Source organism: Streptococcus sp. HMSC074F05 (assembly GCF_001808725.1).
In the GTDB taxonomy this organism is placed as follows: domain Bacteria; phylum Bacillota; class Bacilli; order Lactobacillales; family Streptococcaceae; genus Streptococcus; species Streptococcus parasanguinis_I.
This window is the reverse complement of sequence record NZ_KV794407.1, coordinates 32,629-54,709: the sequence shown is the minus strand read 5'-3', so window position 1 is coordinate 54,709 and position 22,081 is coordinate 32,629. Positions and strand designations below refer to the sequence as shown.

Annotated in this window: 19 protein-coding genes, 1 other RNA gene and 3 pseudogenes; 3 read left to right on the top strand and 20 right to left on the bottom strand. The window is 42.0% G+C overall.

Annotated elements, in window-relative coordinates; translation table 11 throughout:
• The 19 genes and pseudogenes from HMPREF2685_RS02150 to HMPREF2685_RS02060 form a co-directional block, all read right to left on the bottom strand.
• Nucleotides 1–396: pseudogene (locus HMPREF2685_RS02150) on the bottom strand (hypothetical protein); the annotation flags it as partial.
• Nucleotides 397–436: 40 nt separating this feature from the next.
• Nucleotides 437–1,342, bottom strand: a complete 906-nt coding sequence (locus tag HMPREF2685_RS02145) for a hypothetical protein (RefSeq protein WP_070464987.1) — start codon at nucleotides 1,340–1,342, stop codon at nucleotides 437–439.
• A gap of 14 nt (nucleotides 1,343–1,356) precedes the next feature.
• Nucleotides 1,357–2,046 (bottom strand): hypothetical protein, encoded by a 690-nt coding sequence (locus HMPREF2685_RS02140; RefSeq protein WP_070464984.1) that lies wholly within the window; start codon nucleotides 2,044–2,046, stop codon nucleotides 1,357–1,359.
• Nucleotides 2,047–2,051: 5 nt separating this feature from the next.
• The gene (locus tag HMPREF2685_RS02135; protein ID WP_261710237.1) at nucleotides 2,052–2,750 is read right to left on the bottom strand and encodes a hypothetical protein; all 699 of its coding nucleotides are present in this window, start codon (nucleotides 2,748–2,750) and stop codon (nucleotides 2,052–2,054) included.
• A 117-nt stretch (nucleotides 2,751–2,867) separates the two neighbouring features.
• Complete coding sequence (locus tag HMPREF2685_RS02130) at nucleotides 2,868–3,956, bottom strand: hypothetical protein (protein ID WP_070464978.1); 1,089 nt, start codon at nucleotides 3,954–3,956, stop codon at nucleotides 2,868–2,870.
• A gap of 276 nt (nucleotides 3,957–4,232) precedes the next feature.
• Nucleotides 4,233–4,709: pseudogene (pgi, locus tag HMPREF2685_RS02125) on the bottom strand (glucose-6-phosphate isomerase); the annotation flags it as partial.
• Between the two features lie 196 nt (nucleotides 4,710–4,905).
• Nucleotides 4,906–5,277, bottom strand: a complete 372-nt coding sequence (locus tag HMPREF2685_RS02120; protein ID WP_008808177.1) for a PTS glucitol/sorbitol transporter subunit IIA — start codon at nucleotides 5,275–5,277, stop codon at nucleotides 4,906–4,908.
• Between the two features lie 98 nt (nucleotides 5,278–5,375).
• The gene (locus HMPREF2685_RS02115) at nucleotides 5,376–6,356 is read right to left on the bottom strand and encodes a PTS glucitol/sorbitol transporter subunit IIB (protein ID WP_038804194.1); all 981 of its coding nucleotides are present in this window, start codon (nucleotides 6,354–6,356) and stop codon (nucleotides 5,376–5,378) included.
• 13 nt (nucleotides 6,357–6,369) lie between these two features.
• The gene (locus tag HMPREF2685_RS02110) at nucleotides 6,370–6,915 is read right to left on the bottom strand and encodes a PTS glucitol/sorbitol transporter subunit IIC (RefSeq protein ID WP_001015684.1); all 546 of its coding nucleotides are present in this window, start codon (nucleotides 6,913–6,915) and stop codon (nucleotides 6,370–6,372) included.
• Nucleotides 6,912–7,409, bottom strand: coding sequence for a transcriptional regulator GutM (locus HMPREF2685_RS02105; RefSeq protein ID WP_033585448.1), 498 nt, complete (start codon nucleotides 7,407–7,409; stop codon nucleotides 6,912–6,914). The genes HMPREF2685_RS02110 and HMPREF2685_RS02105 overlap by 4 nt, the downstream gene beginning before the upstream one ends.
• Nucleotides 7,409–9,235: a BglG family transcription antiterminator gene (locus HMPREF2685_RS02100; RefSeq protein ID WP_080639548.1), complete on the bottom strand. Its 1,827-nt coding sequence runs from the start codon at nucleotides 9,233–9,235 to the stop codon at nucleotides 7,409–7,411. The genes HMPREF2685_RS02105 and HMPREF2685_RS02100 overlap by 1 nt, the downstream gene beginning before the upstream one ends.
• Before the next feature lie 62 nt (nucleotides 9,236–9,297).
• The gene (locus HMPREF2685_RS02095; protein ID WP_001000837.1) at nucleotides 9,298–10,098 is read right to left on the bottom strand and encodes an SDR family oxidoreductase; all 801 of its coding nucleotides are present in this window, start codon (nucleotides 10,096–10,098) and stop codon (nucleotides 9,298–9,300) included.
• Nucleotides 10,099–10,284: 186 nt separating this feature from the next.
• Nucleotides 10,285–11,634 carry a glucose-6-phosphate isomerase gene (locus HMPREF2685_RS02090; RefSeq protein ID WP_008808173.1) on the bottom strand — a complete coding sequence of 450 codons (1,350 nt, stop codon included), beginning with the start codon at nucleotides 11,632–11,634 and terminating at the stop codon, nucleotides 10,285–10,287.
• A 327-nt stretch (nucleotides 11,635–11,961) separates the two neighbouring features.
• An RNA gene (gene ffs / locus HMPREF2685_RS02085) (signal recognition particle sRNA small type) lies at nucleotides 11,962–12,047 on the bottom strand.
• Nucleotides 12,048–12,088: 41 nt separating this feature from the next.
• Nucleotides 12,089–12,598, bottom strand: coding sequence for a tRNA adenosine(34) deaminase TadA (gene tadA, locus HMPREF2685_RS02080; RefSeq protein WP_003016809.1), 510 nt, complete (start codon nucleotides 12,596–12,598; stop codon nucleotides 12,089–12,091).
• 302 nt (nucleotides 12,599–12,900) lie between these two features.
• Nucleotides 12,901–14,477 (bottom strand): annotated as a pseudogene (locus HMPREF2685_RS02075) (ATP-binding cassette domain-containing protein).
• Between the two features lie 144 nt (nucleotides 14,478–14,621).
• Nucleotides 14,622–14,900, bottom strand: coding sequence for a hypothetical protein (locus tag HMPREF2685_RS02070; protein WP_003009004.1), 279 nt, complete (start codon nucleotides 14,898–14,900; stop codon nucleotides 14,622–14,624).
• Nucleotides 14,901–15,018: 118 nt separating this feature from the next.
• Complete coding sequence (locus HMPREF2685_RS02065) at nucleotides 15,019–15,663, bottom strand: HAD family hydrolase (protein ID WP_031575622.1); 645 nt, start codon at nucleotides 15,661–15,663, stop codon at nucleotides 15,019–15,021.
• Nucleotides 15,664–15,877: 214 nt separating this feature from the next.
• Complete coding sequence (locus HMPREF2685_RS02060) at nucleotides 15,878–17,170, bottom strand: adenylosuccinate synthase (RefSeq protein WP_070464975.1); 1,293 nt, start codon at nucleotides 17,168–17,170, stop codon at nucleotides 15,878–15,880.
• 296 nt (nucleotides 17,171–17,466) lie between these two features.
• On the opposite strand from HMPREF2685_RS02060, the gene gshAB reads away from it, so the two are divergent.
• Nucleotides 17,467–19,722, top strand: a complete 2,256-nt coding sequence (gene gshAB, locus HMPREF2685_RS02055; RefSeq protein WP_070464972.1) for a bifunctional glutamate--cysteine ligase GshA/glutathione synthetase GshB — start codon at nucleotides 17,467–17,469, stop codon at nucleotides 19,720–19,722.
• A gap of 252 nt (nucleotides 19,723–19,974) precedes the next feature.
• Here the strand turns inward: gshAB and HMPREF2685_RS10955 are convergent, their stop codons facing one another.
• On the bottom strand, nucleotides 19,975–20,103 hold the full coding sequence (locus HMPREF2685_RS10955; protein ID WP_003002006.1) for a hypothetical protein: 129 nt from the start codon (nucleotides 20,101–20,103) through the stop codon (nucleotides 19,975–19,977).
• A gap of 111 nt (nucleotides 20,104–20,214) precedes the next feature.
• On the opposite strand from HMPREF2685_RS10955, the gene hslO reads away from it, so the two are divergent.
• Together hslO and dusB are read left to right on the top strand one after the other, a co-directional pair.
• Nucleotides 20,215–21,087 carry an Hsp33 family molecular chaperone HslO gene (gene hslO, locus HMPREF2685_RS02045; RefSeq protein WP_070464969.1) on the top strand — a complete coding sequence of 291 codons (873 nt, stop codon included), beginning with the start codon at nucleotides 20,215–20,217 and terminating at the stop codon, nucleotides 21,085–21,087.
• Complete coding sequence (gene dusB, locus HMPREF2685_RS02040) at nucleotides 21,074–22,051, top strand: tRNA dihydrouridine synthase DusB (RefSeq protein ID WP_070464966.1); 978 nt, start codon at nucleotides 21,074–21,076, stop codon at nucleotides 22,049–22,051. Before hslO ends, dusB begins: the two co-directional genes overlap by 14 nt.
• The last annotated feature ends 30 nt before the right edge of the window (nucleotides 22,052–22,081 follow it).

The window sequence follows — 22,081 nt, the reverse complement described above, 5'->3', positions numbered from 1 at the left end:
TTCTGAAATCAAGCGGCTCCCACCCTGGTGCTCTACTTTTTTCTCAGCTGAAGGAGACTGCCCTATTGTATCTTGTGCTGGTGTGTCTGACCTTGTTTCTTCTGTTAGTGGTGTAGCAAGAACGACCTGAGCTGATTCGTCTTCAGGTGTAGCAAATGAGCCTTCCTTTGGATCATACGATTCCTCCTCCACACCAATCGCTGGTTTGTCTTTTCGTTCCTCTTCTTGTTTCACCTCTTCCTGAAAAGCAGGGACTTCTAGCACTTCTGGCTCTTTTGCGAGCGTATCTTCTAGCTTCTCAGGGCTTCCTTTTTCTAAGGGTGCTTCTTTCGGCTGGCCTTTCGAAAACCGACTCTGGTTCTCATTTCGTAGATGCGACCAGTCTTTATTTCCCATTGTCCTCTCCTTTTATTTTAAATGCTTCGGGCTGATTTTTTTACTGTGCTGTAGATGTAGAGGAAGCTGGTGTGGTCGCTACCTCTTTCGATTTGATATCCTTGATGGTTTGCCGGCTATCAAAATGGATTTGAACCGTTTGAGAATCCGATAATCGATAGGTAAAGGAAGGCGCTTCCCCGTAACCTAAAAGCCCAGATACATATATTTCATCCGGAATCCCTACCGTATTGAGTAGGTCTAAATAAGGCATTCCGACCTTGATAGTGGCAAAATCGTCCTTCGTCAAGCTCCCATTCTTATTCGCAAATCGGTCACTTTTTAAGTGTTTCAAACTTAAAAGAGAAATCCTGTAAAAGGCACCTGTTTTTTCAAGAAGAACCTTCCCATCTGCATCCTTTGATTGGTAATCTAATGTCAGCAAAAAGGGACTGGAACTGCTACCACTATACGTTGCTTCCCCACTCCTTGCTTTACCTAATGCTGCAACGACATCTTGTGGGTCTACCGTCCCAAAAGAGGTCTTTTTTTCTTCCACTGCAAAATTAGGAATGAGAGACATGGCCTTTTCATAGGTTGGCTGAAATTGAAATTCATTAGCTGAGGCGATATAAGAACTATTTTCACTGGTCAGATATTCCGTTCTGATACCATCACGTGATAAACCATTGATCCCCTCACTCGAAGAAGATGAAGAAGAGCTTTTATTAACTTCGTTTTGAAGCACAAACACAAAAGCCATAAACAAGGCGAACCACCCAAAAAATCGCAAAAGCGAACCAATCCCCTCTTTTGAGGAAGAAGGGGAAGACGCCATTGTATCTGAATGGCTTCTAGTATCCTGATGATTGTCCATCCCTATTGAAGCCAGGTCAGCTTCTGAAATCAAGCGGCTCCCACCCTGGTGAGAGGAAGCTGCCTTGATGTCTGTCCGTTGATCGTCCAATGATGTCTCCTTTCTTATACCAACACCAATTTCTTGGCTTTTTTCTTGAATTCCATCACCACTTCTGGTTGCCCTGGTAGCTGGTAAGTCGCGCGATAGCCCATTCCGCCATCTGGCATTTCCCCCCAGACCAAGCGTTGAGGATTTCCTAGTTTCTTCATGAGCTGGGCGAATTCTGTACCTTTTTTCTCTTTTTCAGTAGTGATTTCTTTCTCACTGCTTGCTTTTTCTTTTGCATCCAACAAATTCGTCGCATCCACCATCGTCAAGCGATACCCCTGGTCTCTTTCCTGTTCAAACCACAAGGTCACACTTTTCTTGCCCTGATCGGTTTGCTTAGCCGCATAAGTCAAGACAAGAACCGTTTTATCCCCTTGGGCTGTCTTAGTGTAGCGAACTTTTTGAGCTTTTCCCCATTCCGTCACAACTGTTTCCAAGCGGGTTCCTGGTTGCTGACTCTGCTTGAGACGGACTTTCAAGTTCGCCACAGCTTCGATGGTCCATTTAAACTGCTTGATTTCTTGTTCCTTGCTGACCAAATTCTGGTAATCCTTTGGCTGGAAATGGGCAAGTGTTTGGTCCTCCTTGGTATCGGTTCCTTGCTCCTGCACCTGGATGCTTGCAATCGCAAGTAAGAGCCCTAAAACAAAACACAAAAACGGCAGCAAGAGCTCTTTTCGATTCTTTTTCATCCACTCGATCATCTGCTTCACCCCTTCTTCGTCAAACGATACTGACCAGTCTGGTCGCGTTCAAAAGTCAAAGAGACCAGTCCATCTGTCACCTGATAAGACAGGGCTAGGACTTGCTTGTCCTTTTCAGAGGTCAAACTAAGAGAATTGGGAAGACCTGATTTTTTCAAAACATCTTCTACCGCTGTTCCCTTTTCCTTTTTTCCATCTAGCGTCTGATAGCCTGTAAAATCTGCCAGTTTTAAGTTCTTTTTGCTCTGATAGTGAGCCGACTTGGGTGAAAAGCTTTGAATCGAGTTCAAATAAAAGGTATCATCCTGCTTTTGAAATTCTATGGTATAAGGATGAATCCCTTGCACAGGAGTCCCATAGCCTAGCTGGACTTGCGCTCCAAAACTCGTATCTTCTTGTGTAAAACTCGCTGCTTTTCCAAATTTTTTGACGAATGCAGACAAAGTCACCCAATTTTTTTGCGTCTTTCCTTCTTCCCTTGCAAGGTCCAATGACAACAAGTCTTCTAAAGCCGGCTCTTTGGAAGAAGACGCAACCAATTGCTGGCTGTCTTCTTGCACGCGAGACAAACTCAACAAGCGATCTTTGGGCAAGGTTTTCACTGGATGAATCATAAACACCAAGCAAACACCAACCATTAAAGCCAGCAAAGCACTTGCAGCTTTTTGGAGGATCCGCTTATGATGTTCTATCCACTGTTTCATTTCTTCCATCCTTCATGCTCTTTCTATTCAAACTCTTTCTATTGTATAGAAAATTAGCGTATTTGTCTCGTCTTATCCCAAAAAAGAGGCGCTTGCCTCTTTCTTTTATTCAGTTATTTAGTAGCTGTCTTTACTGCTCAAGAGGAAATCTCCATTCTCTTGGCGAATAAAGGTCAAATCTACATAGTCCCCGTTTTTCTTTTGGAAGTCCATGACCAATTCTATCTTGTCTGAATCATCAGATGAACTCACCGTCAGATTGACTGCATCACCGTATTTTTCTAAAAGCTCTTTGTAAGAGGTTCCTCCAGCACCGGTCTCACTATTTCCAACTTTGAATCCATCTGCAAAGTTGTCCTCAACCGTAAGATTTTTCCCAAATTGATTAAACTCAAATTTGACAAGCTGTAATTCTTTTCCTTTCTTAGAGTAGGTCGCTTTTACCTCTTTATTATAAGAGTTATCATCCCAGAATAATTTCAATTCTCCACTTTCAAATTGAACAGAACTAGCTTTCCCATAAGCTTCAATCATTTCCTCAGGAGTCTCCCCAGCATCCTTTCTAGTCAAAAACTGAAGTTGTTCGATATCAGATTGTTCCCAGCTAAAATCAGCTTCCGCATCTTCAGAAGTCAATTGCTCCAAATCGATATTGGAAGAAGAACCAGACTGGTTACCTGACCAAGAAGTCTGCTTTCTAGATGATGACGTGCTAGGGCTAGCATGACCAATCAAATAGCCACTGACTCCACCGATAAGAATCCCAACTAAAATCCCAAGGGCAAAACGAATCGCCTTCTTGTCTGCAGTATCCATCGGTCTTCCAACAGGAGAAAGAGGAGCTTGTGGAATAGGTGTCTCAGGAACAGGCACTGTCTGCGGACCAATTGGTTCAGCTGCCATATTTTGAGGAGCTTGAGGCGCAGGCTGGAATGGAGGAGTCGGTTGGGGAGCAACAACTACATCCGGATGTTCTCCAACAGTTGCTTCATCCATCTTTGGAGGCTCCACTGTTTCTGAAACAGCTGGCTCGTCTGCTTCTTCTTTCATTGCTTCCGTCTCCGTCACTGAAAGGCCACTAGCTTCTGGAACGACCAAGTCTTCGGCTTCTTCTTTTGGGACAAAGGCTGGCGCAGCCACATCAAATTGAGGCGCACCCTCTACGGGAGTATGTTTCATAAATTGTTCTTGATCTTTCTCGGACATTTCGAATTCTCCTTTTTATTCTTCTCTTCTACTATAACATAAAACCAAGCAAGGACCAACTCCTGTCTTGATAGACTAAAAAAGATCGGAGAGATATCCGACCTTTTAGAAACTTATCTTAAAATTTCTTGCGAAGGGAGACAATAGCAATCAGTTAACCGTATGATCGAGAAATATAACTAGATCGTATTTTTATAATTGATTCTAAGGGACAAAAATATAAATTTGTTTAGCAAGTAAAAAAACGACCTCTGGCGAGATCGTTTTGTCTATTGATTAAAGACGAGCGTTGAGTTCTGCTCCAAGTTCTTCAAATCCTGGTTTACCAAGAAGGGCAAACATATTTTTCTTGTAGGCTTCAACACCTGGTTGGTCAAATGGGTTGATCGCGTTCAAGTAACCTGAAAGGGCGATGGCCAATTCGAAGAAGTAGATGGCATAACCAAGAGTGAAGGCATCTTGCTCAGGAAGAGTTACGTACATGTTTGGTACATCACCGTCTGTGTGGGCAAGAAGAACACCGTCAGTTGCTTTTTTGTTTACGAAGTCAACGTCTTTTCCTTGGAGGTAACCAAGTCCATCAAGGTCTTCTTCCAATGTAGGGATGATCACGTTCTTACGTGGTTTATCCACACGGACAACTGTTTCAAACATGATACGAGTTCCTTCTTGGATAAATTGACCCAATGAGTGCAAGTCTGTTGAGAAGTTAGCTGAAGTTGGGTAAATACCTTTTTGGTCTTTTCCTTCTGTTCAGGCACCCCTTGTGGATCCATCTGCTGGGAATTCCCTTGCACTGACTGGCTAGTTTGATTGACTTGCCAATCAACCACTGCGTCATCTATTTTTTCTAATTTAGACCCAGAAGCCTGGACTTTTTGTCCAAGCTCTGAATCAATTTTTTAGACTTTTATTTTTCTAAATTGCTTGATTTTAAATTTTGTTATGGTCAAGCAGTTTCGAAAATCTGAATGGTAGAGTCCTTTTCAATTACTACTGCTTGGTCTGCTGCAACATGGAGAGTGCCCGGCAGGCTGCCCTCTTTTGAACCATCAAAAGAAATCGTGATATGGCCCAGTCCAGTTAAATTTTTTTCTACTACATTTCCTACGGCAGTAATCGAATATTCCTGACTATCTACCACCAGCTTTCCACCTTCTAGTATTGCACCTAGAAGATTTTTGTTATCGATTTTAAAACAATACTCTGCTAAGTCTTCCGGAGCTTCTTCTCCAAACAAAATGAGCATATTGGCATCTTGAATCATATTCTGAGCTTCAGGCCCCACTTGAATTACTTTAGCTTCAAAAATTTTCTTCATCTAATTCCTATTCATCCTTTCTCAAATTTGTCATAAACTTATGCTTATAGATAAGTTTAACATAATAGTTGCTATGTTTACGTGCATCTATCAAAAGTTTACTGATAAAGGCCAATACTAGCTATCCAAGCTACTAGCACCCGCGGAACACCATTGAGAAAGCGTGAATAAAGCACAGAAGGGACACCAACCTCAACTGTTTCAGCCTTGGCTTCAGATAGACCGAGTGCTACAGGAATGAAATCACAACCGTTTTGAGTGTTGATAGCAAATATAGCTGGCAGAGCCATTTGGGGCGGAATAGTCCCTTTGCCGATTTCAACTCCAATTAAGGTTCCAATAATCTGACTGATAACAGCTCCGGGGCCTAACAAAGGAGATAGGAATGGCAAGGAACAGATAAAGCCAATCAAAATGAGTCCCCAGATGTTCCCAGCTAGGGGAACCATTAATTTTGCCAGCCAATTTCCAACACCTGAACCTTGAATAACCCCAATCAGCAAGGAAACAAAGGCCATGAAAGGAATGATCGTGTTGAGCATTGTTTGGATGGCTTCACGAGCAGCCTGGTTGAAAGTCGCAACGACCTTCCCAGCGCCCATCCCAATTCTTGCTACAATACTTGTTTCAGCTTTTTGCTCTGTAATTTTTTTACTAGTATCGTAAGTTGGCTTTTCTGTTACCACAGTTGTCGCTTTTTCGTCTTCATTAGCAGCAGAAATTTGATTAAGGCCAACTGCTGACACATAGATTTCCTCGGTTATATATTGAGCTAGAGGCCCACTTTTCCCTGTAGCGACAATATTTATTGTAGGGATCCCCTTTTTAGGATAAATACCACAGCGAAGAGTACCGCCACAATCCACGATTGCTAAAGCAATTTCCTCATCTGGGATAGAAGTTTTAAACCCATTAACAGCTTCCATACCGGTCAAATCAGCAATTTTATCTACAATATCTGGCTTTTCTCCTCCGCCAGTGATATAGATGAATTTATGCTTAGCTTCACTAGGTGTAATGACCAAAGGTCCTCCGAAACCGCCATTTCCTTTAACAACTTTTATACTCTTATATGACATAATTTCACTCTTTCTATAAATCAAATGTTTTACTCAAGGTAACACCTTGCTGTTTTGCTACATAAGCAGTTGTAAAATCGGTCACCCAACCGCCTACAAAGTTCATGACAAGCCCAACAAGCATGTAACGAATGGCTAAGTCCATTTGACTTAAACCTAAAGTTTGAATTCCTGTTGCAATTCCCATCCATACAAACAATTCCCCAGGATTGATATGCGGAAATACACCATTTGAAGTGTGGCAGAACTGCATCTGAGCTGCTACAAAACTAGGTTTATAATATTCTGGTAAGAAACGTCCCATACTGATTGCCATCGGATTCCCCAGCATAAAGGCAGAAATGAAAGGTAAAATCATATACCGGCTAACAGGATTTTTGGCAGAAATCTTAGCCAGGGAATTGACCTTCTCTTCTCCCAAGAAAGCGATAAGGGTATTCATTGCAATCAATAGCATTAAGACAAGCGGTACAATATTTGTCATCCAGCTAATAAAGGTTTCTCCACCTAATTGGAAGAGTTTCATAAAACTCTCTGCAAAATTTGTAATGTGATTCATAAGGAACTCCCTTTCTTATTTTTTTTAAATAACTGTTTAATAGATAATTGTAAGTAATTCGCATAAAAGCCGAATCCCAGAAAAGAATCAGATGAACTTGTCTCTTTCTCAATACCTGCCTCATTCCAAAGATAGACTTTTCTAGCATCTTCTATGGCTGATTGCATCAACTTATTTTCTTTTCTCACAAGAGGATTATACTTGTCAAAATAATGGATGTCTTCTCCAACATAATCGTCCATATTTTGAAAACGTGCTAAGATTGTGACTCCTTGCATTTTGCTAGCTTTAAGAACCCGACCGTTTTCATCAACCGCGAACATGACAATCGTACCGGATTTGATTCTTCCGGACTTCCTGCCAATCGCTACGCGCCCCAGTTTTCGGAGCATCGTATAGGTCTTATTGAAGTCTTTGAGTTGCTGCCAGCCGAGGAACATTTGAAATATATAAGCTGCCATGACAAATACAGCGAAAATTATTAGCGAATTCATTAAAATACTCCTTTGCTCTTAGAAAATGATAGAAACTCTGTCTCTGTTTCTACAGCCCTCAATGCTTCTTTTAGAGAAGGCTCTCCTGCAATTCGAAAAATGTCGTCATACAATTCCAGCAATTCACTCTCCATTTTGCTTTCAATTTCTGAGGGAATGGCGACTAGAAAGATAAATTCAATCCAATCATCTCCTTTTTGATAAGGCTCTTCTAGCTTTCCAAACATTAAAATAGTCTTTGCATAACCCTGGTTAATTGTATGGGGGAAGGCAATTCCTCCACCAAAAATGGTTGATTGTTTTTTATCCCTATCAATTATCCGATTTCTAAAACCTTCATCAATCATCTGAAGTTTCTCTAACTCTGCAACCATATTTAGCAAGTATTGCTGATAGGTTTTTTGGGGAGTCAAACGAAGAAAACGTAAGCTGACTGTTTCTAGATTTTTTTGATGAAAAGCATTGGCCCTCTGCCATTCTTCCTGCAGCCATTGATCATCAAAAAGATGATTAACTTGAATGACTGGAGATTTAGAATCTTTATATTTTAGAGGAACTGTCGTAAAAATCGCGAAATAGTCCTGATTCAAATCCAGATTAAAATCCTCTTCAGAATACTGAGTAATGTCTACATCATTTCCAAGAATTCGTCTGAGTTGCTGAATAATCATCGCAGCAGTTCCTCTTCCTGTTGTGCAAACTACAGCTATCTGCTTGCGAGAACCATTTACAACAGAGTTTTGCTTTCTTAAAATCATTTCAAAATACAAAGCCAGATATCCGATTTCAGATAATTCCAATTCAGAACCAAAAATTGCAGATAGTTCTTCTCCAGCAATTTTCGCCATTTCAAAAGCAAAAGGATATTGAGTTTGAACCTCGCCATGGAATATATCATTAGCTTGCACATGGAAAATCAGTCGATTGATTAAGGAGCCTAGATGAGACTTGATTTCTTCAAATAATTCTTCATCATCAAAGTTAACCAACATTGTTTCTTTGACTTTCTTGACAATCCCTTGAAAAATGTTTGCAAGCTGTTCAGATTGATAAGACGGCTTGCTTAAAGTGTCAATAAAACGGATATTAAACGGAAAACACAAAAAGTCTATCTCAAACTGACTGAGGGAAATCTTATAAGTCATCTCAATATGATAGATTAATTTTTCAACCAAAGGTGTCTCTGTTAAATCATTCCTATAGTAAGGAATAGGGCAACTCAACACCCTAGATGCATGAATACGCTCCACCATAATTGAAATTGTCTTTCGAAGGAGTTCCTTTGTTTCTTTCGGGATTTTATACTCCTGGAGTAGCGTCTCCAGAAAAGAAGATGTTGCCTCGGTGAGTGTCTTTCCTTCAAAGTAAGGGGCCACTTGGTGAATATAGAGCAAGCGCAAATTCAGCTCGGACCCCAAGACCTCCAGCCCACGGTTGGGCTTTCCTGAAATAGTGATAGAGTAACTCTCTGCCAAAGATTTTACTTGTTTTAAATCCTTATTAAGGGTACTTCTACTAACACCTGCTTCCTCAGCCAAGTCGTCAATAAGAAGAGGGGAGGTTGACTCAATTAAACGTTTTAGTAAATAGGCAATTCTTTTACTGGAAGAATTGAAGTCACTCTCCCGTTTTAAACTACCAGATAAAATCCTTTCCAACTCAGTATAGTCATACACCTCTAACATTAACTGATCATCTTGTGAGATAATCTGGATACTCGGAGCCAAAACATCATTTAATTGTTGGATACTCTTTTGCAAGGTTTGCATACTAATATCCAGCTCTGAGCGCATATCTACCAAGGAATAAGTTGGCTGTGAGACCATTTTTTCTAAAATATTATACCATCGATTTACTATGGTCAACTCTCTTCCTCACCTTCATTTTTTTAACCGCGAGTTTTCCCTCCGGCAATATTTGTAGTGACTCCAGTTATATAGCTAGAACGGTCTGAAATATAGAATGCTACAAGGTCAGCTACTTCCCGTAGTTTACCACTTCGTCCCAAAGGAGTTGTTGAAGTTGAAGCATAACCAGCTCGAATATCTTCTACCGTCTTTCCACGGGTATAAGCAAGAGCTTCCTCATAAGAAAGAGTTCGAAGTCCCGTAGCTTCCATAATTCCTGGAGCAATTCCAACCACACGTACACCATGCTTACCCAGCTCTTTTGCCCATGAACGAGTGTAACTATAGACTGCTGCTTTTGTGGCAGCATAGGCACTTTGTCCTTCAGAACCTTCCAAGCCTGCTTCTGAAGCCATGTTCACAATTACACCTTTTCCATTTTTCACTAAAATACGTCCCACTGCCTGACTAACCAGATACAAACCTTTTTGATTAATCATCGTTACTTTTTCGAACGTCTCATCGTCCAATTCGTAAGGACCTTTAGGATTTTCTGCATCGATTAATAATCTAGGGATATTAATCCCTGCATTATTGACCACTGCATCAATATTGCCAAATCTTTCAACTATTTTGGCAACACCCTCTTCTACTTCAGAGCGAGAAGTTACATCAACTTTTACAAATAATAGATTTGGATGACGCAAATCGTTGTCGCTAAGATCGAAATTCGCTACGTTGACACCTAATTCCAGCAATTCTTCAACGATTGCCTTACCGATCCCAGATGACGCGCCAGTCACAAGAACTGTTTTGCCTTTTATGTTTAACCAATCATTCATTTTGATACCTCTCAAATTTTATTTACAAGGCAATTATACAGCGCTTTCATAAATGAATTAAGACACTCTTTTTTACACAGTTCAAAAAAATAATAAACTAATTAAGAGGCTTGTACTAAAAAATCCACAAGAAATGAACTTGTGGATCTCTTTTTATACTCTAAATGAACTCAAGGCATATAAGAATCAAAGGCGTGCATTCAACTCAGCACCCAGCTCTTCAAAGCCTGGTTTTCCAAGAAGGGCAAACATGTTTTTCTTATAAGCCTCAACTCCAGGCTGGTCAAATGGATTGATACCATTCAGGTAGCCAGAAAGAGCAATAGCCAACTCAAAGAAGTAAATAGTGTAGCCCAAAGTGAACTCATCTTGCTCAGGCAGTGTCACAAACATATTTGGAACTCCACCATCAGTGTGTGCTAACAGCACTCCATCTGTAGCTTTTTTATTGACAAAGTCAACATCTTTTCCTTGCAAGTAGCCAAGACCGTCCAAGTCTTCTGCCAATTCAGGAATCAGCACATTTTTGCGAGGTTTATCTACACGTACAACTGTTTCAAAGAGGATACGGGTACCTTCCTGGATAAATTGTCCCAGAGAGTGCAAGTCTGTTGAGAAGTTGGCTGAAGTTGGGTAAATCCCTTTTTGGTCTTTCCCTTCTGACTCACCAGCCAGTTGCTTCCACCACTCAGAGAAGTATTGTAGAGATGGTTCATAGTTAGCTAAAACTTCTGTCAGATAACCTTTACGGTACAAGATATTGCGTACAACTGCATATTGATATGCTTCATTTTCAGCCAACTTATCAGAAGCATAAGCCTTGCGAGCAGCATTTGCTCCTTCCATTAACTTGCTGATATCAGCCCCTGCAGCTGCGATTGGCAAGAGTCCCACTGCTGTCAATACTGTAAAACGACCACCTACACTATCAGGCACTACAAAAGTATCCCAGCCATTAGCATCTGCTTCAACCTTAACTGCACCTTTAGCGCGGTCTGTAGTTGCATAAATCCGTTTATTTGCTTCTTCCTGACCATACTTCTTAACCAAGAGTTCTTTGAAGACACGGAAAGCAATAGCAGGCTCTGTAGTCGTTCCTGACTTAGAAATAACGTTGACAGAGAAATCTTTGTCTGATACATAGTCTACCAAATCAGCCAAATAGCTTGAAGAAATAGAATTTCCAGCATAGAGGATTTGAGGTGCCTTGCGTTCTTCCTTGCTTTGTAGATTTACAAAAGAATTATTCAAGAAATCAATAGCTGCACGAGCTCCTAAATAGGAACCACCAATACCGATTACGATCAATACCTCACTATCAGATTGGATTTTAGCAGCAGCCTTTTGAATACGAGCAAATTCATCTTTGTCATATTCTTCAGGCAAGTTCAACCAGCCAGTCATTTCTGCCCCAGGACCTGTACCATTTCGCAGAGCAGAATCTGCAGCAGTCACTTGAGGCTGCATATAATCTAGTTCATGTGGTGCTACAAATTTATCTAACACCTTTGAGTAGTCAAATTTAATATGTGACATGTTTATCCTCCAATTGTTCTTTTCTTTTATGATAACGCTTTAAGAAAAAATAAGCAAGTGCTTTCGCTATTTTAAAACGTTTACATTTGTATTCTATACTATTTTTCTAAATAAGCTAACCTTAGGACATAACCGAGAGCAATCGTTTGCGTAAGTCAACAAATTTTAGGCCTATTTAGGCCTATTGAGAAGAACAATTTTGATTGACAAGAAAACAAATATGCTTCTTAAGATTGGATGTCAGCTGAATTCATTTCAGGTCCGTTCAAACTAGATTCGCTGCTCCAATATTCATCTGCACCTTTTAGGCTTGACTCATCAAGAGCAATAGAAAAAGAGCACACAGTTCACTTCGCTTAGGGCTGCTGGATTCCTCCCCTGACCCGCTTCACGCAGAACTGTTGCTCCGATAGGTATTATATCATAATTTGTGGATTTTGCAAAGGTCCGGTTTTTATTCTTGTGTTTCGGCCTTGGCTGCGAGTTTGGCTTGTTTTTTTCGTTCTCGACCTTGGCGGAAGAAGGTCTGCATGATGGCTGCACATTCTGCTTCCAAGATTCCTGTTTCTACTTCGACTCGGTGATTGAGGCGTTCATCTGCCAAAATGTCGTAGAGACTACCTGCTCCACCGAACTTCTGATTGGTCGCCCCGTAAATCACCTGGGGAATCCGAGCTAGACCAATGGCACCACTACACATGACACAGGGCTCAATCGTGACAAAAAGCGTCGTATCCAGCAGGCGCCAGCTATTTTCACGCTGATTGGCCTCCTCGATCGCCATGATTTCCGCATGCATGACCGCCCGCTGCAGCTCCTCACGCGCATTATGTCCACGCCCGATAATCTGACCATCCTTGACCAAGACACAGCCAATCGGTATTTCATCATTGGCGAGGGCAATCTCCGCCTCCTTCAGGGCTTCCCTCATAAACATCGCTTTTTCCTCTATCGTGTAGTCCATCTCTTCCTTCTTCCTTTTAGTTTCTTTGTTCATTATACCATAGGCAGCTTACGACTCACAAAAAAAGCCGCCGATTGGGCGACTCTTATGGGAGATTATTATGAAAAAGTTTAGGAGGTTTAAACAAAGTTAGGAGGTCTTTGTTTATGCTTCTAGTATAGCTGGCCTATCTTAAATAAAGCTTAAGTTCTCTGAGTATTGATGATTTTGGAAATATCACCACTTAGAATCTCAAAAATATCTGACAAATTGCTGGCTTACTACTATCCGCTTTGTCGCAGAACCAACTATTGTGGCATCGCTCATCCTTTACGTAACTCAAGGATTTGGTCATAGCGCTCTTCTTCATCAATATGATGGGCTATTTCTAGTACCGTGATCGGCAAAGAAAAGATTAGATCTCTAACCAGACGACTATTTTTTTCGTCCAAAGCTGATGTCACTTCGTCCGCTAATAAAATATCCTTCTCGCGTAAGAGAAAACGAGCCAACTCTAATCTGACACGCTGACCTCCTGAAATGTTTTCACCATTATTATGAATTTCTACATTCAAAATATCCTGAAATTCATCTATTAAGCCAACTCGGTCCAATACCTCCAATAATTCATGGTCCTGAAAAGACTGACCAAAAGTTAGATTATAGCGGATAGTATCGTTAAACAGGAAGGGATGCTGGCTAATTAAACCGATATTCCCTTGGAAATGACTCGTTATTTGATTTCCATCATACTGAACGAAAATGTCACCCTCATCACATACTTCTTCTCCTAAAATCAAGCGAAAAAGAGTCGTCTTTCCAGACCCGCTCGGTCCTTTGATTAAGACCTTCTGACCTACTGAAATCGTCGCCGTCAAATCAGAAAAAAGCTGACGTTCAGCAAAACTTTTTGAAATATGATTTAAGCGCAACGATTCGAGATTTTCAACAAATTGATCCTTTGTCTCTTCGAAATCAGGTTCTTCCTCGATAATCTTAAACAGGCGGTTCGCAGTCGGCAAGGCACCTTGGAGATTGGCTGCACTGTACATCAGAGTTTGGATCGGTTCTACCAGCATCCCCGCAGCAACATACATAGAGATGAGGCTTGTAATAGAAATAGAATTTCCCTGTAAACTCAAATAAAAGCCTAAAGCAAGAGGAACAACCTGACTAAAAAAGACCATAAATCCATTAAAGAAAAAAAAATATTATGTGTGAAACAAAATCTTTGGATGGCTTTTTGATATTCTCCGTTTAAGTCATTCACGCGCTCTTCATTCAGCCTCATGGCCTGATTAATCCGTAAGGTTTGGCTGCCTTGCATACTATCCGAGACAAGCCCATGTAATTTCGTTCTAAGCTTGGACCAGCTGTCTCCCGAATCTTGTAAACGACGATTCATGATGAACTGAGGAATAGGTCTCATAATCGTAAAAATGACAAAAATAAGTCCTAAGAGAAAATTTTGTGAAACAATATAAATGGCTGTAACAAGGGCGACAAATCCCCAACTCACCATAACATTTATATTTTCCAAATAATTATCGCCCACATATTCCATATCTTGAGTTAGCAGACTAACTTTTTCATCATTGGAAAATTTAGGATTCAATATGACTTTCTTAAATAAAAGGGCACGGACACTTTTGTTGATTTCTCTTCGGAATATATTGTGCGAATAGTTTGAAAACAGCATCAGACTATAAATAACAAGATAGACAGACAAACCAAATAAAACAAAATTGAGAATTTTTCCATAAGAAAGGCCGTCTTGATCTAACTTCAAGGCCTTCGTTAAAATCAGAGGTTGCGCCAACACCAAACCACTATTCACAATACGCCCTAAAAAAATAGGAAAAAGATACTTCTTATCAATGTACTTATAAATATTTCTCATAATTATCATCCATCAAAATAGAGGGCTAGCACAATCCTCTTCTCTAATTTATTTAAAATCGTGATTATTTACAATCACAATTATAGTTAAATACTCTAGGTTTAGCATTCATTTTGTCATCGAATTTGTTATTCACTTTAACCTTCACCGAAAATTACAATCTCCATGTGTCAAAATTGTTAGTTCCAATAATTCAGCATCTGTATCGCTTATTTTAGATAGATACTTTTCGACCTCATACTCACCCTCACTTAAATATTTATTTTTATCAAGATAAGCATGAAACTCTTTCCTAATCACATCATTGCTGTCGACTACTCTATTCAATTCATTCGTAAGAAAAAATGAATGATTGGTTTTAGTATTAAAATACAACGTACCATCATCAGTACTATATTTTAATATATATCGTGACAAATTCATATTATCACCTCTTAATCTGTGTGACTTAACCTACAGTAAGTATACACCGATAGAAATATTAAATAAAGCAATATTCAGCAGATTAGAAAAGTTCCAACTTTTAATATTTTGGAAAAGGTTATCCTATAAAAGCTGCAATTTCGCCAACTTCTTGAGCAATATAGGTGGCGCCGGCTTCTTCCAATTCTTCCCTGCTTCCAAAGCCATAAAGGACACCGATAGAATCAAACTTTTGCGCTTGAGCGCCAAGCACATCGTGCTCCCTGTCTCCAATCATGATGGTATGCGCCAAATCTGTAATCCCATTTTGCTCCAAGGCATACTGGATAACATCGCTTTTTTTACTACGTTTTCTATCCATGGTCGCACCAGCGACAAAGTCAAAATAATCATACAAACCAAAGTGTTTGAGAATTTGAATGGAAAATTCTTCAGGCTTTGACGTAGCTACAATCAACTGTTTGCCAGCCTGCTTGAGAGAAGCCAGCAAGTCAGGAACGCCTAGATAGACCTCATTTTCATAAAGGCCTTTTTCGGAAAAATACTCATGATAGTAGTCAATGGCCTTTAAACATTCTTCCTTAGAAAATCCATAAAAGCGCTCAAAAGACTCCTGCAAGGGCGGACCGATGAAAACTCTCAATGCTTTCTTGTCTGGCACTTGAATCCCATATTTTCCTAAGGCATAGGCCACCGAGTTGGTAATCCCTAGTTCTGAATTGGTCAAGGTGCCGTCTAGGTCAAATAAAATCGTTTGATACATTTTTTCCTCTTTCTGCTTTCAAAAAGAGGCTGGGACAAAAGTCCTAGCCTCTCAATTATTTTTGGATTGTCGAGCAAGACGCAGTGGTTGAGTGGGCTCTACTACGCTGATTTCATCAGCTTTTACAGCCCTACTCAACTGTGCGGAGGTGGGACGATGAAATCGAATTCTAACGAATGACCGATTTCTGTCCCACTCTCTTATCTTCATTTGCTTATAAACTAGACCACACACTTTCAAGGATATTGGTTTGGTCACGATCTGGTCCGACTGAGAAGGTTGAAATGCGCACACCAACTAATTCACCGACACGGCGGACATAGTTGCGGGCATTTTCTGGAAGCTCATCCAAGTGGCGGACACCTGTGATGTCTTCTGACCAGCCTGGTAATTCTTCATAGATTGGTTTGCAACGTTTGAGTTGCTCCAAGCTTGCTGGGTAGTGGTCGATGCGTTCCCCATCCAAGTCGTAGGCTACACAGATTTTCACTGTATCCAAGCCGGACAGAACGTCGATCGAGTTCAAGCTAAGGTTGGTAATTCCTGACACGCGACGGCTATGGCGCATGACAACTGAGTCAAACCAACCAACACGACGAGGACGACCGGTTGTTGTCCCATACTCATGGCCGACTTCACGGATCCGATCACCCACTTCATCGAAGAGTTCCGTAGGGAATGGGCCATCACCAACACGGCTAGTGTAGGCTTTACATACACCGACAACCTTGTCGATCTTGCTTGGGCCGACACCTGATCCGATGGTCACCCCACCTGCGACTGGGTTTGAAGAGGTTACAAATGGATAGGTTCCTTGGTCGATATCCAACATAACCCCTTGGGCTCCTTCAAAGAGCACGCGCTTGCCGTTATCCAAAGCATCGTTCAAGATGACAGAAGTATCGGTTACATATTGCTTGATTTGTTGACCATATTCATAGTATTCTTCGAAGATATCGTCAAAGGAAAGAGCTTCTGCATCATAGAGCTTGGTAAATTGACGGTTCTTTTCTTCCAAGTTGATGCGCAGGCGTTCTGCGAAGACTTCGCGATCCAAAAGGTCCGCGATCCGGATTCCCACACGCGCAGCCTTGTCCATGTAAGCTGGTCCAATCCCTTTGATGGTCGTTCCGATTTTGTTGTCCCCTTTTGACTCTTCTTGGAGACGGTCCAATTCGATATGGTAAGGGAGGATGACATGGGCGCGGTCTGAAATGCGCAAACTGTCTGTTGTCACACCTTCTTCATGAAGATAAGCCAACTCTTTGACCAATGATTTAGGATTGATCACAACCCCATTCCCAATGACAGAAATCTTTTCAGGGAAGAAGATACCTGAAGGAATCAAGTGCAACTTGAATTTTTTGCCGTCGATCACGATGGTGTGACCGGCATTGTCCCCACCTTGGTAGCGAGCAATGACTTCTGCATTGGCTGATAGAAAGTCTGTAATCTTCCCTTTTCCTTCATCTCCCCACTGGGTTCCTACAACAACTACTGATGTCATATCTTTGTCTGAGCTATATAGCTCGTCCTTTCTTGAAAAGCAGGCAGGAATCTCACCTGCGATTATGTTTTATACCTCATTATATGAAAAATTTGACAATTTTTCAAGGAGGGTTCATCATTTCATTTGTTTTTTCTCTTATGTAGACGAATTACATTTTTACAAAATATGTATTTTCTGAATTTTAGTACTTAATTTAAAATAAAAGTTCGGAATTTTTGTAAAATCGTAGCGGAAATTTGCTTTCTTTTTCCGTTTGTAATAGACTAAAATAACTACCATAGGACGGTGAAACGATGACGATTAATCAATTACTGCAGAAACTGGATACATCAAGCCCTATTCTCCAAGCGACCTTTGGTCTGGAGAGGGAAAATCTGCGAGTGACAACTGATGGACACTTAGCTCAAACTGCTCATCCGAGTCAGCTTGGTTCCCGCAATTTCCACCCGACCATCCAAACAGACTTCAGCGAACAACAACTGGAACTAATTACACCTATTGCTCACTCTACTAAGGAAGCGCGGCGCTTACTGGGAGCTATCAGCGATGTGGCAGGCCGCTCAATTGACCAGAGTGAATGCCTGTGGCCTCTGTCCATGCCACCGCAGCTGACTGAAGAAGATATTATCATCGCCCGTCTGGAAAACGAATACGAACGCCACTACCGAGAGGGTTTAGCGAAAAAATATGGCAAAAAACTACAGGCCATCTCTGGCATCCACTACAACATGGAGCTAGGGAAAGATCTGGTCGCTGCTCTCTTTCAAGTCAGCTCCTATCATTTACTCAAGGACTTTAAAAATGACCTCTATCTCAAACTGGCTCGAAACTTTCTGCGTTTCCGATGGCTCTTAACCTATCTCTACGGTGCTGCTCCTCTGGCAGAAGCCGGCTTCTACAGTCAGGAATACCCGCAGCCTATCCGCTCTTTTCGCAACAGCGACTATGGCTATGTCAATGACGAGAATATTCAGGTGTCCTACACTTCTTTGGAGCAATATGTAACCGATATTGAAAACTACGTTCAGTCTGGCGAGCTCAGTGCTGAAAAAGAATTTTACTCAGCCGTTCGCTTCCGTGGACAGAAGCACAATCGCGCCTATCTGGAGCAGGGTATCACCTATCTGGAATTCCGCTGCTTCGATCTCAATCCTTTTGACCATTTGGGCATTAGCCAAGAGACCTTAGATACTGTCCATCTCTTTTTACTGGGCCTGCTCTGGCTAGATGATGTAGAAAATGTTGATGCAGTATTAAAAGCTGCCCATGATTTGAACCAGAAAATTGCTTGTAGCCACCCGCTGACTGCCCTGCCAGATGAGGCAGACAGCTCAGCCCTTCTCCAAGCCATGGAAGAGCTCATCCAGCATTTTGAACTGCCAACTTACTATCAAACTTTGCTGGACCAGATGAGAGAGGCTCTCTTACATCCTCAGCTGACACTGTCAGGACAGCTCCTGCCCCATATCCAGCAAGATTCCTTAACAGCTTTTGGTCTAGAAAAAGCAGAAGAATACCACCGCTATGCCTGGACTGCTCCTTATGCCCTCAAAGGCTACGAAAATATGGAACTGTCCACCCAGATGCTGCTCTTTGATGCTATTCAAAAGGGGCTGAATGTTGAAATTTTAGATGAAAAGGACCAATTTCTCAAGCTTTGGCATGGTAGTCATGTAGAATATGTCAAGAACGGCAATATGACCTCCAAGGATAACTATGTCATCCCTTTGGCCATGGCCAATAAAACAGTCACCAAAAAGATTTTGGCAGCAGCTGACTTTCCCGTTCCGGCTGGAGCAGAATTTTCTTCTCTAGAAGAGGGACTGGCCTACTACCCTTTGATTAAGAACCGAGAAATTGTTGTCAAACCCAAGTCAACTAACTTCGGACTGGGCATCTCTATCTTCCAAGAGCCAGCTAGCCTGGAAGCTTATCACAAGGCTCTGGAGATTGCTTTTTCAGAAGATGTCGCCGTCTTAGTGGAGGAATTTATCGCTGGAACGGAGTACCGCTTCTTTGTCTTAGACGGACAATGCCAAGCAGTCCTCTTGCGAGTGGCGGCCAATGTCGTCGGAGACGGTCAGCATACCGTGAGAGAATTGATTGCCATCAAAAATGACAATCCTCTGCGGGGCCGAGATCATCGTTCACCGCTTGAAATCATTGAACTGGGGGACATTGAACTGCTCATGCTGGACCAGCAAGGCTATGGACCAGATGATATCCTGCCTGCTGGAGTCAAGGTTGACTTGCGGCGCAATTCCAACATTTCTACTGGCGGAGACTCGATTGATGTCACAGACAGCATGCACCCATCTTATAAGGAACTCGCTGCGGACATGGCAAAGGCTATGGGAGCCTGGGCCTGTGGCGTTGATCTCATCATCCCTGACAGCTCTGCTATTTTCACAAAGGAAAATCCCAACTGTACCTGCATCGAGCTCAACTTCAATCCTTCTATGTATATGCACACCTATTGTGCTGAGGGGCCGGGACAAAGCATTACTCCGAAAATACTAGCTAAACTTTTCCCAGAAATGGACCTATAAAGTAAGAAAACGCAGAAGATGTCTCTGCGTTTTTGTTTTGTAACCGAGGTAGAGTTTTAGATGATAACCTAAAAAGATTAAGCATGGTCCTCCTACAAGTTTAAAATAGCAAGTCATTTGCTGTAAAATCATCCTCTAACAAGCAAATTTCAAACCTCTCCTGCATATAGCAGAGGAAATCTTCCCTTTTTCCCAAAAAGAATCATAGGCCGCGAATACAAGGCTAGTATCATCTGAACAAGTTCCAGCCAGTTACTGTTGGCTTCCATAGCCCACCATCTCAATCGCTTTAAAACTGCCTCGGGTTAAAAATTCATACGGAACCCCTAATGCATCAGCTACCGCCAAACCATAGACTGCCGCTTTCAAAGATTGGTTCATGCTAGCCTCCTTTGTTTTATTATACTATTTTTGGTCTTAAAATTCTTCCTAACCCCAAAAAACAAGCGCAGGCCTGCGCCTGTTTTTCTATTTTGTGCTAAAATAGTAGATATGGACAAAATTATTAAAACTATCTCAGAAAGCGGCGCTTTTCGTGCCTATGTACTAGACAGTACAGAAACCGTACGAACAGCCCAAGAATACCATCAGACACAAGCAAGTTCAACAGTGGCCCTTGGGCGCACCCTGATCGCTAGTCAAATTCTCGCAGCCAATGAAAAGGGAAACACCAAGATAACAGTGAAAATCCTGGGCACTAGCTCACTTGGTGCTATCATCACTGTGGCAGATACTCAAGGAAACGTCAAAGGCTACGTACAAAATCCTGGAGTGGATATCAAGAAGACAGCAACTGGTGAAGTCCTGGTGGGACCATTTGTCGGAAACGGAGAATTCCTGGTCATCACTGACTATGGTACGGGCAATCCTTATAACTCCATGACCCCTCTTGTCACAGGTGAAATCGGAGAAGACCTGGCCTTTTATCTGACGGAAAGCCAACAAACACCTTCTGCAGTTGGACTCAATGTTCTGTTGGATGACGAAGACAAGGTCAAGGTGGCTGGTGGTTTCTTGCTTCAGGTCTTGCCAAATGCCAAGGAAGAAGAAATCGCGCGCTTTGAAAAACGCATCCAAGAAATGCCTGCTATTTCAACACTTTTGGAATCTGAAGATCATATTGAAGCTCTTCTTTCTGCTATCTATGGGGATGAACCTTTCAAACGCCTCTCTGAAGAAGAACTTCGCTTCCAGTGCGACTGCAGCCGTGAGCGCTTTTTGAACGCTTTAGCAAGTCTGCCAGCTAGTGATCTAGAAGAGATGAAAGATGAAGATCACGGTGCAGAGATTACCTGCCAATTCTGCCAAACACACTACCACTTTGACGAAAATGACTTGGAGGAACTCATTCGTGACAAATCTTAATACGCCATTTATGATCGGGGATGTCGAAATCCCTAACCGTACCGTCCTAGCCCCAATGGCCGGAGTGACCAACTCAGCTTTCCGGACCATTGCCAAAGAACTGGGGGCAGGGCTCGTTGTGATGGAAATGGTCTCTGACAAGGGAATCCAGTACAACAATGAAAAGACGCTTCACATGCTCCATATCGATGAAGGAGAAAACCCTGTATCGATCCAACTCTTTGGAAGTGACGAAGATAGCCTGGCACGCGCAGCTGAATTTATCCAAGAAAATACCAAGACCGATATCGTCGATATCAACATGGGTTGCCCGGTGAATAAAATCGTCAAGAACGAGGCTGGTGCGATGTGGCTCAAGGACCCAGACAAGATCTACTCCATCATCAATAAGGTTCAATCCGTCCTTGATATCCCTCTGACTGTCAAAATGCGGACAGGTTGGTCAGACCCTTCTCTAGCAGTTGAAAATGCGCTCGCTGCCGAAGCTGCGGGTGTCTCTGCCCTTGCCATGCATGGACGGACTCGGGAGCAAATGTATACGGGGCATGCGGATCTTGAGACCCTTCACAAGGTTGCACAGGCCCTAACTAAGATTCCATTTATCGCAAACGGAGATATCCGTACGGTTAAAGACGCCAAACAACGGATCGAAGAAGTCGGTGCTGATGCGGTCATGATTGGTCGCGCTGCTATGGGCAATCCTTATCTCTTCAACCAAATCAATCACTACTTTGAAACAGGAGAAATCCTGCCTGATTTGACTTTTGAAGACAAAATGAAGATTGCTTACGAACACTTGAAACGCTTGATCGATCTCAAAGGTGAGCACATTGCCGTTCGTGAATTCCGTGGTCTCGCCCCTCACTACCTCCGTGGTACCTCAGGTGCAGCTAAACTACGCGGCGCCATCTCCCAAGCTAGCACTCTGGCTGAGATTGAAGAACTCTTACAATTAAAAGTATAGAAATACAAAAAGAGGCTGGGACAAAAGTCC

Coding starts and splice junctions, on each gene's coding strand:
- HMPREF2685_RS02140 (WP_070464984.1), bottom strand. CDS start 2,046: ATGATCGAGTGGATGAAAAAGAATCGAAAAGAGCTCTTGCTGCCGTTT.
- HMPREF2685_RS02135 (WP_261710237.1), bottom strand. CDS start 2,750: ATGAAACAGTGGATAGAACATCATAAGCGGATCCTCCAAAAAGCTGCA.
- HMPREF2685_RS02130 (WP_070464978.1), bottom strand. CDS start 3,956: ATGTCCGAGAAAGATCAAGAACAATTTATGAAACATACTCCCGTAGAG.
- HMPREF2685_RS02120 (WP_008808177.1), bottom strand. CDS start 5,277: ATGAAGAAAATTTTTGAAGCTAAAGTAATTCAAGTGGGGCCTGAAGCT.
- HMPREF2685_RS02115 (WP_038804194.1), bottom strand. CDS start 6,356: ATGTCATATAAGAGTATAAAAGTTGTTAAAGGAAATGGCGGTTTCGGA.
- HMPREF2685_RS02110 (WP_001015684.1), bottom strand. CDS start 6,915: ATGAATCACATTACAAATTTTGCAGAGAGTTTTATGAAACTCTTCCAA.
- HMPREF2685_RS02105 (WP_033585448.1), bottom strand. CDS start 7,409: ATGAATTCGCTAATAATTTTCGCTGTATTTGTCATGGCAGCTTATATA.
- HMPREF2685_RS02100 (WP_080639548.1), bottom strand. CDS start 9,235: ATGGTCTCACAGCCAACTTATTCCTTGGTAGATATGCGCTCAGAGCTG.
- HMPREF2685_RS02095 (WP_001000837.1), bottom strand. CDS start 10,098: ATGAATGATTGGTTAAACATAAAAGGCAAAACAGTTCTTGTGACTGGC.
- HMPREF2685_RS02090 (WP_008808173.1), bottom strand. CDS start 11,634: ATGTCACATATTAAATTTGACTACTCAAAGGTGTTAGATAAATTTGTA.
- tadA (WP_003016809.1), bottom strand. CDS start 12,598: ATGGACTACACGATAGAGGAAAAAGCGATGTTTATGAGGGAAGCCCTG.
- HMPREF2685_RS02070 (WP_003009004.1), bottom strand. CDS start 14,900: ATGAATTTGTCACGATATATATTAAAATATAGTACTGATGATGGTACG.
- HMPREF2685_RS02065 (WP_031575622.1), bottom strand. CDS start 15,663: ATGTATCAAACGATTTTATTTGACCTAGACGGCACCTTGACCAATTCA.
- HMPREF2685_RS02060 (WP_070464975.1), bottom strand. CDS start 17,170: ATGACATCAGTAGTTGTTGTAGGAACCCAGTGGGGAGATGAAGGAAAA.
- gshAB (WP_070464972.1), top strand. CDS start 17,467: ATGACGATTAATCAATTACTGCAGAAACTGGATACATCAAGCCCTATT.
- HMPREF2685_RS10955 (WP_003002006.1), bottom strand. CDS start 20,103: ATGAACCAATCTTTGAAAGCGGCAGTCTATGGTTTGGCGGTAGCTGAT.
- hslO (WP_070464969.1), top strand. CDS start 20,215: ATGGACAAAATTATTAAAACTATCTCAGAAAGCGGCGCTTTTCGTGCC.